Origin of the sequence: Bradyrhizobium genomosp. III, from assembly GCF_000261705.1 — a bacterium.
Taxonomy (GTDB): domain Bacteria; phylum Pseudomonadota; class Alphaproteobacteria; order Rhizobiales; family Xanthobacteraceae; genus Bradyrhizobium; species Bradyrhizobium ottawaense.
The window spans coordinates 1-9,200 of the sequence record NZ_AJQF01000010.1; the positions used below are offsets into that span (position 1 = coordinate 1).

General features: G+C 64.7%; 8 protein-coding genes and 1 pseudogene. 6 read left to right on the forward strand and 3 right to left on the reverse strand.

Annotation, left to right across the window (positions count from 1 at the left end):
- Positions 1 to 295: 295 nt before the first annotated feature.
- Positions 296 to 1,474 carry a DUF2865 domain-containing protein gene (locus tag IC66_RS0100585; protein ID WP_038946294.1) on the reverse strand — a complete coding sequence of 393 codons (1,179 nt, stop codon included), beginning with the start codon at positions 1,472 to 1,474 and terminating at the stop codon, positions 296 to 298.
- Positions 1,475 to 1,673: 199 nt separating this feature from the next.
- Positions 1,674 to 1,979: a hypothetical protein gene (locus tag IC66_RS0100590; protein ID WP_038946295.1), complete on the reverse strand. Its 306-nt coding sequence runs from the start codon at positions 1,977 to 1,979 to the stop codon at positions 1,674 to 1,676.
- A 288-nt stretch (positions 1,980 to 2,267) separates the two neighbouring features.
- Between IC66_RS0100590 and cysS the strand changes: the two genes are divergently transcribed.
- The 4 genes from cysS (at position 2,268) to IC66_RS0100615 (ending at position 6,279) form a co-directional block, all read left to right on the forward strand.
- Positions 2,268 to 3,650 (forward strand): cysteine--tRNA ligase, encoded by a 1,383-nt coding sequence (cysS, locus tag IC66_RS0100595; RefSeq protein WP_038946296.1) that lies wholly within the window; start codon positions 2,268 to 2,270, stop codon positions 3,648 to 3,650.
- 115 nt (positions 3,651 to 3,765) lie between these two features.
- On the forward strand, positions 3,766 to 4,257 hold the full coding sequence (locus IC66_RS0100605) for a GNAT family N-acetyltransferase (protein WP_028145270.1): 492 nt from the start codon (positions 3,766 to 3,768) through the stop codon (positions 4,255 to 4,257).
- Positions 4,254 to 5,852, forward strand: a complete 1,599-nt coding sequence (cimA, locus tag IC66_RS0100610) for a citramalate synthase (protein ID WP_038946297.1) — start codon at positions 4,254 to 4,256, stop codon at positions 5,850 to 5,852. Before IC66_RS0100605 ends, cimA begins: the two co-directional genes overlap by 4 nt.
- Positions 5,853 to 5,901: 49 nt before the next feature.
- A complete protein-coding gene (locus tag IC66_RS0100615) occupies positions 5,902 to 6,279 on the forward strand; it encodes a VOC family protein (RefSeq protein ID WP_028145268.1) in 378 nt (125 codons plus the stop codon).
- Positions 6,280 to 6,283: 4 nt separating this feature from the next.
- Here IC66_RS0100615 and IC66_RS0100620 read toward each other — a convergent pair whose 3' ends face one another.
- Complete coding sequence (locus tag IC66_RS0100620) at positions 6,284 to 6,889, reverse strand: TIGR00730 family Rossman fold protein (protein WP_026202462.1); 606 nt, start codon at positions 6,887 to 6,889, stop codon at positions 6,284 to 6,286.
- Positions 6,890 to 7,090: 201 nt separating this feature from the next.
- Between IC66_RS0100620 and IC66_RS0100625 the strand changes: the two genes are divergently transcribed.
- The gene (locus IC66_RS0100625; RefSeq protein ID WP_038946298.1) at positions 7,091 to 9,049 is read left to right on the forward strand and encodes an ABCB family ABC transporter ATP-binding protein/permease; all 1,959 of its coding nucleotides are present in this window, start codon (positions 7,091 to 7,093) and stop codon (positions 9,047 to 9,049) included.
- Between the two features lie 78 nt (positions 9,050 to 9,127).
- Positions 9,128 to 9,200, forward strand: a pseudogene (locus IC66_RS46030) (phosphatidylserine decarboxylase); the annotation flags it as partial.

Below are 9,200 nucleotides of genomic sequence, written 5' to 3' on the forward strand. Positions count from 1 at the left end.
CCGCCGCCGCCCACGAAGGGAAGGCGCTACGCAGCGGACTTTCCGGCCAATCTCTTCCCGTGGAGCCGCGAGCGTGAGTGAGACGGGCGATTGCGCCCATTGATTGTTGTCATCATTCGCGAAAGCGGATGATCCAGTACGCCGCGGCGCTGCCGGTGCGAGCCAAGTGTCGACACGGAGTACTGGATGCCCCGCTTGCCGCCTACGCTGAAGCTTCGGCGCGCCAAGATCTCAAACCCCGGCGAAGCCTTGGCGTAGCCGGGTCGCGGGGCATGACAGTTGAGCAAAAGGTGATTTACTTCTGCTGCTGCGGCAGGAAGGTCGGCCCGACCGAGCGGATCGGCTTGCTCTCCGAACTCGATGCTGCCGTGCCGGTATCTGCCGGCGGCGTCGCGGCTGGTGCATTCGCCGTCGTCGGCGCGGGGGCTGCGCCCTTCTTGGCGTTCGCAGGCGTGCCCTTGTTGAGCCGCTGCTGCTGCATCTTCTTGGCGCTCTCCTCGGTGACGATGATATCGCCCTGCTGCTCGGCTGCCGCCTTGTCGTCGGCCGATTTCAGCGCGTCCGCCCAGGTCTGTCCTGCGGCCTTGCAGGAGCAGGACGGGTTGAACTCGCTGCGGAATTTGAAAGCGGTCGGCAGCGCCGTGTAGGGCTGGCCGCTGACCGAGACCGCGGAGTTCATGTCTTCGCCGGGATTGCGATGGGTGTAGAGCACAGCTTCCGCGGCCGGGCAGAGCGCCTTGCAGGTCTTCTCGTCGTCGGGGAAGCGCGCCGGCACCGTTGCAAACGAGACCGGGAAATAGGCGCCGTCGCAGGTGCGCACGCACACGGTGCGGTAGGTGCCGGATGGCGGGCCGAGATCGGACGGCGGCACACCTTGCGGCGCGTTGTTGCCGCCGAACAGATTGCTGAGGAAGTTGCCGCCGCCTTGTGACTGCACGGCGTTGGCATATTGCGGGCCGCAATTGTTCTGCGCCAGCGCAACCAGCACCGAGCGGCGCTGACTGTCGCGCTCCGGGCTGAAGCCGCCGCCGCCGCGCAGGCGCTCGAGATTGCCGGTGATCTGGTCCAGATTGGCGCGCATCTGCTGGATCTGGGTGTTGACCGGTCCGCATTGGGCCGACTGGCCGTTGAACAGCGAGAAGAAGCCGGAGGAATCGCAGCCCATGCGCTTGGCCTGCATGGTGACCCGGTCGAGTTCGGCCTGCTGCTTGGCCTGGGAATCCTGGTAACGGCGGATCTGGTCTTCGCGCGCGGGGTCACCACCGCCGCCGCGGTCCAGCGCCGCGAGCTGGCCTTCCAAACGCACGCACATCGGATTGGGCCCGAGTCCGTTCTGACCGGGCTGAGGCGGCGGTCCGGGCGGACCGGCCTGCGCGAGAGCGCCGGTGACGAGCACGGCCGTGCTCAAGAGCACGGTACAGGCAAGAAGCAAGCGAGCACGGGAGAGGGATAGGAATTCAGGCATATCCGCCATTCTAGCGAGGTCATGGCCCAATGTGACTTGGACGCTGAAGTGACTTGGACGCCGAAGCGACTTGGACGCCGAAGCGACTTGGACGCCGAAGCAATTTGGGCCCCGAAGCGCGCCCTCCCAATAGCCGCTTCCTGCGGCATCGTCACGTCGTTTTGGGGGCCAATGGACCGGGCCTAAGCTGCGCCAGCTCCGAGCGAATTCAGCGCTGGCAAGTGATTGCGACATATTCGTCGCAATGGCCATGGGAGCAGTTTGCGCCGGATTTGGGGACAGAGCCGGTAATTTCGTCGGGGTCGACCCGGCGATAGCTTGATGCCTGGGCAAAATCTCGTGACTGGCAGTAGGTGCGGGCGACGGAGGCGCCGCATTTCTCGCCCTTGGCCAGGCACTGATCGACGCCGTAGCCGTCAGCCTGGTTGGCGATGATGAAGACGCGGGTCTCGGCGCAGGCGCCGGATGTCGCGAGAATCGCGGCGCTGAAAATGAGCGCGGGCAAGGATCGCATGAAAATACCGGGAGGCAAAAAGGAACAATCTGGTTCCAGAATGGACTCAAATAGTTAAGGATCATGAACGATCCCGGCGGCGGCGCGCTTTGCGGACGTAAAACGGCATTTTCGCGGCTCCCTTGACGCGGGGCCGCCTCATAGCCCATATGTGGCCGCATGAACGGTCTCCTCGCCATTTGCGCCATTTGCCGCGAGATTACGAGCTAGCGATTCGCTGGCTGGAGCCGTCTTTTCTCAAAACATTGAGAGCCCTGGACGCCCGGCCAACAGCCGACGGGTATCCATATGGAATTGCGCCTTTACGATACGCTGACGAAGGAAAAACGCATCTTCGCGCCGCTCGATGCGGAGAACGTCCGCATGTATGTCTGCGGGCCGACCGTCTATGACTTCGCCCATATCGGCAATGCGCGGCCGGTGATCGTGTTCGACCTGCTGTTTCGGCTGCTGCGCCACCTCTATGGCGAGGCGTACGTCAAATATGTCCGCAACATCACCGACGTCGACGACAAGATCAACGACCGCGCAGCGCGCGATTTCCCGGGCCTGCCACTGAACGAGGCCATTCGCAAGGTCACCGAGCAGACCGGCAGGCAGTTTCACGCCGACGTCGACGCGCTCGGCGCGCTTCGGCCGAGCGTCGAGCCGCGCGCGACCGAGCATATCGCCGAGATGCGCGAGATCATCGAGCGGCTGATCAAGGGCGGCTTTGCCTATGCCGCCGAGGACCATGTGCTGTTCTCGCCGCAGGCGATGAACGCGGCCAATTCCTCGCTGCCCCGCTACGGTGCGCTGTCGAAGCGATCGCTCGACGAGATGATCGCCGGCGCCCGCGTCGATGTCGCGCCTTACAAGCGCGATGCCACCGATTTCGTGCTGTGGAAGCCGTCCAAGCCGGGCGAGCCGTCATGGCCGTCACCGGCCGGTATCAAGGCCGAGGGGCGTCCGGGCTGGCACATCGAGTGCTCGGCCATGGCCTGGAAGCATCTCGGCGAGCATTTCGACATCCATGGCGGCGGTATCGATCTCGTGTTTCCGCATCACGAGAACGAGGTCGCGCAGACCTGCTGCGCCTTCCACCAGCAGCGCATGGCGAACTATTGGATGCACAACGGCTTCCTGCAGGTCGAAAGCGAGAAGATGTCGAAGAGCCTCGGCAACTTCATCACCATCCATGAGCTGCTCGCGGATTGGCCTGGCGAGGTGCTGCGCCTGAACATGCTCAAGACGCACTACCGCTCGCCGATCGACTGGACCATGAAGTCGCTGGAGGAGAGCGCCAAGACGCTCGACGACTGGTATCGCGTCGCGGCCGACGTCGCACCCGGCGAGCCGGCTGCGTCCGTGGTCGAGCCGCTGCTCGACGATCTCAACACCCCGCTGGCGATCGCGGCGCTGCACAGCCTGCGTGGAGGTGACGTGGGTGCCCTGGCGGGCTCGTTGCGCCTGCTCGGCTTCTTGTCCGAGAGCGCCGCGCAGTGGGAAGGCCGCAAGCAGCAGGCGAGTGGCGTCGACGCCAAGGAGGTCGAGCGCCTGCTCGCAGAGCGGACGGCGGCCCGTAGCCGCAAGGACTTCAAGGAATCCGACCGCATTCGCGATCTGCTTGCTGCAATGGGCGTCGCGATCAAGGACTCCAAGGACGGCACCACCTGGGAGTTTTCGCGATGAAACGGCCCGACACGCCTTTCCCGCGTCACTGGCTCTATTACATCGCGCTGAAGATCGCGCTGCTCGCTGGTGCCGTGGCGCTGGTGCTTAAGCTTTATGGGATGTGGTGAGGACGATGGGACAGACTTTGCCAAAGCCCGGCTTGCGGCCGTTCCTGCCGGCGGACGTGCCAATTCTTGCTGCGATCTTCGCCGCCAGCATCGAGGAGCTGACTGGCGACGACTATAGTGAGGCGCAGCAACAGGCCTGGATGGAGGCGGCGGACAGCGAAGAGTTCGGCAAGCACCTCGCGTCCGACCTGACGCTGATCGCGACGCTCGATGGTTCGCCGGTTGGCTTTGCCTCGCTGCGCGGTACCGACCACATCCGCATGCTCTACGTGCATCCGGCCGTCAGCGGGCAGGGCATCGCAACCCTGCTGGTCGACGCTTTGGAAAAGCTTGCAGGCGGCCGCGGCGCGCAAAACCTCTCGGTCGATGCCAGCGACACCGCGCAGGGTTTTTTCGCCAAGCGCGGCTACGTCGCCATGCAGCGTAACAGCATCACGATTAACGACGAGTGGCTCGCCAACACCACCATGAAGAAGACGCTCGGAGCGCCGCAATGAGCAAGGAGCGCCTTTATCTGTTCGACACCACGCTGCGCGACGGCGCGCAGACCAACGGCGTCGATTTCACGCTGACCGACAAGCAGGTCATCGCCGCGATGCTCGATGACCTCGGCATCGACTATGTCGAAGGCGGCTATCCCGGCGCCAATCCGCTCGACACAGAGTTCTTCGGCAGCAAGCCCAAGCTCGCCCATGCGCGCTTCACCGCGTTCGGCATGACGCGACGGGCCGGACGCTCGGTCTCGAACGATCCCGGCGTGGCCGGGCTTTTGGAAGCGAAGGCCGACGCGATCTGCTTCGTGGCGAAGGCATCCGCCTATCAGGTGCGCGTCGCGCTGGAGACGACGAAGGAAGAAAACCTCGCCTCGATCCGCGACAGCGTCGCGGCCGCGAAGGCCGCCGGTCGCGAGGTCATGCTCGACTGCGAGCATTTCTTCGACGGCTACAAGGAAGATGCGAGCTTCGCGCTCGCCTGCGCCAAGGCCGCCTTCGAGGCCGGCGCGCGCTGGGTGGTGCTGTGCGACACCAATGGCGGCACCATGCCGCACGAGGTCGAGGCCATCGTCACTGAAGTGACGAAACACATCCCTGGCGACCACGTCGGCATCCACGCCCATAACGACACCGAGCAGGCGGTGGCCAATTCTCTCGCCGCGGTGCGGGCAGGCGCGCGGCAGATCCAGGGCACGCTGAACGGCCTTGGCGAGCGCTGCGGCAACGCCAATCTCTGCTCACTGATCCCCACGCTGAAGCTGAAGCCGGAGTTTTCGGACGCCCTCGAGATCGGCGTCACGGCCGAGAAGCTGGCGACGCTTGTCAAGGTCTCGCGCACGCTCGACGACATGCTCAACCGGGTGCCGAACCGGCATGCGGCCTATGTCGGCGAGAGCGCCTTCGTCACCAAGACCGGCATCCATGCGTCCGCGGTGCTGAAGGACCCGCAGACCTACGAGCACGTGCTGCCGGAGACGGTCGGCAACCACCGTAAGGTCCTGGTCTCGGACCAGGCCGGACGTTCCAACGTCATCGCCGAGCTCGACCGCGCCGGCATTCCCTACGAGAAGAGCGATCCGAAGCTGACACGCCTCGTCGAGGAATTGAAGGAGCGCGAGGCGGCCGGCTACGCCTATGAATCCGCCAACGCCTCGTTCGAGCTGTTGGCGCGCCGCACGCTCGGCAAGGTGCCGCATTATTTCGAGGTCGAGCAGTTCGACGTCAATGTCGAGCAGCGCTACAATTCGCATGGCGAACGCGTCACCGTCGCTTTGGCCGTGGTGAAGGTCGACGTCGCCGGCGAGCATCTGATCTCGGCTGCCGAAGGCAACGGTCCCGTCAACGCGCTCGACGTCGCCATGCGCAAGGACCTCGGCAAGTACCAGAGATACATCGAGGGGCTGAAGCTGATCGACTACCGCGTGCGCATCCTCAACGGCGGCACCGGCGCGGTCACGCGCGTCCTGATCGAGAGCGAGGACGAGAACGGCGACAGCTGGACCACGGTCGGCGTCTCCCCCAACATCATCGACGCCTCGTTCCAGGCGCTGATGGATTCGGTGATCTACAAGCTCGTGAAGTCGGGCGCGCCGGCGTAAGCGACGGCGTGGCCACAAACGCCGTCATTGCGAGGGGAGGGAGCACGGCATGATCGACCACATCTCCGTCGGCGTCAGCGATCTCGATCGCGCCGCGAAATTCTACGAGGCAACGCTAGCCGCCCTCGGCCTTTCGCGCCTCGTCACGCGGCCGCGCACGGTCGGTTTCGGCAAGGCCTATCCGGAATTCTGGATCAATCTGCGCGAGGCCATGCCGCGCGTGCCGCCCGAAAGCGGCGTTCATATCTGCCTGCGGGCGAAGACGACAAGCGAGGTCGATGCGTTTCACGCCGCAGCGCTGTCCGCCGGCGGCGCTTCGGACGGTGCGCCCGGCATCCGTCCGCATGATCGCGTGCGCTACTACGCGGCCTTCGTCACCGACCCCGATGGTAACCGGATCGAGGCGGTGACGTTTCCGAGCGAGTAGGACGTCAGAGCTTGCGCGCGACTTCCGGGGCGAGCTTCTTCTCGGCCTCGTCGATCTGGGCTGCGGCCGCCTTCAGCTTCGGCAAGATGTCCTCGACCCGATCGGCCTTGAGGATGTCGACCGAAAGGCCGGCGCGGATGAACTCGGTCTGCCGCATGTGCGACAGCAGCGAGAACAGCGGCTCCCAGAAATTGTCGATGTTGGCGAGCAGCACCGGCTTGGCGTGACGGCCGAGCTGTTTCCAGGTCAATTGCTCGACCAGCTCTTCCAGCGTGCCGACGCCGCCGGGCAGCGCCACGAAGGCGTCGGAGCGCTCGAACATCAAGCGCTTGCGCTCGTGCATGTCGGGGGTGACGATCATCTCCTGCACGCGTGTCAGCGCGTTCTCGCGCATCCGCAGGAATTCCGGGATGATGCCGGTGACGGTGCCGCCGTGATCGAGCACGGAGGTCGCGACCGAGCCCATCAGGCCGAGCGAGCCGCCGCCATAGACGAGCCGGACGTTGTTCTCGGCGAGCGCCTTGCCGAACGCCTTGGCGCCTTCGGTGAAGCGGGGATTGGTTCCGGGGCCGGAGCCGCAATAGACACAGACAGTTTTGATCGTGCTCATTGGTGCCATGATGCATTGCAGCGAAGAGGCGTCAAGCCCAATCGGTGATTCGATACTCCCGGAAATCTACTGGTAAACGACGGCAAACAATCAAAGAATCGCCATCTGGCGGGGTGCGCTGGCATCGGGAAGGCTCTATATGACGTGCGAAAATCGTTAATCGCAGCGACGCCCGCATCCGGCGGGCTTTCAGGCTTTTTGATGGACCAACCTCAATCGTTTGACGGCGCCGACGTTCCCGATCCTCCTCCCGGCGGACCACCGGAGCGAGCGACGCTGATGGGGACGCTGGCGCATCTGTGGCCCTATATCTGGCCGGGCGACCGCTTCGACCTGAAGATGCGCGTGGTGTGGTCGCTTGTGCTGCTGCTCGCTGCCAAGCTGATTACGCTGACGGTGCCGTTCAGCTTCAAATGGGCGACGGACGCGCTGACCGGCGCCAACACGGCGCCGGTGCAGGCGGACAATTGGCACCTCTGGGTGATCGCCTCGCCGCTGTTGCTGACCGTGAGCTACGGTGCGATGCGCATTTTGATGGCGCTGCTGACGCAATGGCGCGACGGCATCTTCGCGCGCGTGGCCATGCATGCGGTGCGCAAGCTCGCCACCATCACCTTCGTCCACATGCACGAGCTGTCGTTGCGTTTCCACCTCGAGCGCAAGACCGGCGGCCTGACGCGCGTGCTCGAGCGCGGGCGCGAGGGCATTGAGGTCATCGTGCGCATGGTGATCCTGCAGCTGATCCCGACCATCGTCGAGGTCTCGCTGCTGATGGCCGTGCTGCTCTGGCAGTTCGACTGGCGTTACGTGGTCGCCACCCTGATCACGGTCACGCTCTACATGTACTACACCTACATCGCGACCGAGTGGCGCATCGGCATCCGCCGCAGGATGAACGATTCCGACACGGAGGCGAACACCAAGGCGATCGACTCGCTGCTCAACTACGAGACCGTGAAGTATTTCAGCGCCGAGGCCCGCGAGGCGCAGCGCTACGACAAGTCGGTCGCGCGCTACGAGGAGGCGAGCGTCCACACCTACACCTCGCTTGCGGTGCTCAACACCGGCCAGGCCGTGATCTTCACGCTGGGGCTGACCGCGACCATGCTGATGTGCGCGATCGGCGTGCGCAACGGCACCAACACGGTCGGCGACTTCGTGCTGGTCAACGCCATGATGATCCAGCTCTACCAGCCGCTGAACTTCATGGGCATGGTCTATCGCGAGATCAAGCAGGCGATCATCGACATCGAGAAGATGTTCGGCGTGATCGGCCGCGAGGCCGAGATCAAGGACGCGCCCGATGCAATGCCGCTGGTCATCTCCGCCGGCACCGTGCGCTTCGAGGACGTGCGCTTCGCCTATGAGCCGACTCGCCCGATCCTCAAGGGCATCAGCTTCGAGGTGCCGGCCGGCAAGACCGTTGCCATCGTCGGCCCGTCGGGCGCAGGCAAGTCGACCATCTCGCGCCTTCTGTTCCGCCTCTATGACGTCTCCGGCGGCAAGATCCTGATCGACGGCCAGGACATCCGCGCGGTGACGCAGGATTCGCTGCGCGCGTCCATTGGCATGGTGCCGCAGGACACCGTGCTGTTCAACGACACCATCCGCTACAACATCCGCTACGGCCGCTGGGACGCCGATGACGCTGAAGTCGAAGAGGCCGCGCAGCTGGCGCAGATCGACCATTTCATCCGCATGGCGCCCAAGGGCTACGAGACCCAGGTCGGCGAGCGCGGGCTCAAACTGTCCGGCGGCGAGAAGCAGCGCGTCGCGATCGCGCGCACCGTCCTGAAAGCGCCGCCGATCCTGGTGCTGGACGAGGCGACCTCGGCGCTGGATACCCATACCGAGCACGAGATCCAGGGCGCGCTCGACCGCGTGGCGAAGAACCGCACCTCGCTGGTGATCGCGCACCGGCTTTCGACCATCGTCGGGGCCGACGAGATCATCGTGCTGGACCAGGGCCGCATTGCCGAGCGGGGGACCCATGGCCAGCTGCTCGCGCATGGCGGTCTCTATGCCAGCATGTGGAACAGGCAGCGTGAGGCCGAGGCGGCACGCGAGAAACTGGCCAAGATGGCCGATACCAGCGAGGCCCCCAACCGGGAGCCGCCGCCGGTCGATGACGCCCTGACGGCGCCTGCGGCAGCGGAGTGACCTTGTCTCCGGTCCCAACTCTGGCCTAAACAGGCCCGCGCGACGACCCGTGCCATTAACCCCGAGCGGCAGATACCGATGTCCATTCTCGATTCGATCCAGCGTCAGATCCCGCCGATCCACAAGGAGGGCTATCCCTTCATCGGCGGGG

What these genes read in the sequence shown, in the direction of transcription:
- IC66_RS0100585 (WP_038946294.1), bottom strand. Translation starts at nt 1,474, where the DNA reads ATGGCGGATATGCCTGAATTCCTATCCCTCTCCCGTGCTCGCTTGCTT.
- IC66_RS0100590 (WP_038946295.1), bottom strand. Translation starts at nt 1,979, where the DNA reads ATGCGATCCTTGCCCGCGCTCATTTTCAGCGCCGCGATTCTCGCGACA.
- cysS (WP_038946296.1), top strand. Translation starts at nt 2,268, where the DNA reads ATGGAATTGCGCCTTTACGATACGCTGACGAAGGAAAAACGCATCTTC.
- IC66_RS0100605 (WP_028145270.1), top strand. Translation starts at nt 3,766, where the DNA reads ATGGGACAGACTTTGCCAAAGCCCGGCTTGCGGCCGTTCCTGCCGGCG.
- cimA (WP_038946297.1), top strand. Translation starts at nt 4,254, where the DNA reads ATGAGCAAGGAGCGCCTTTATCTGTTCGACACCACGCTGCGCGACGGC.
- IC66_RS0100615 (WP_028145268.1), top strand. Translation starts at nt 5,902, where the DNA reads ATGATCGACCACATCTCCGTCGGCGTCAGCGATCTCGATCGCGCCGCG.
- IC66_RS0100620 (WP_026202462.1), bottom strand. Translation starts at nt 6,889, where the DNA reads ATGAGCACGATCAAAACTGTCTGTGTCTATTGCGGCTCCGGCCCCGGA.
- IC66_RS0100625 (WP_038946298.1), top strand. Translation starts at nt 7,091, where the DNA reads ATGGACCAACCTCAATCGTTTGACGGCGCCGACGTTCCCGATCCTCCT.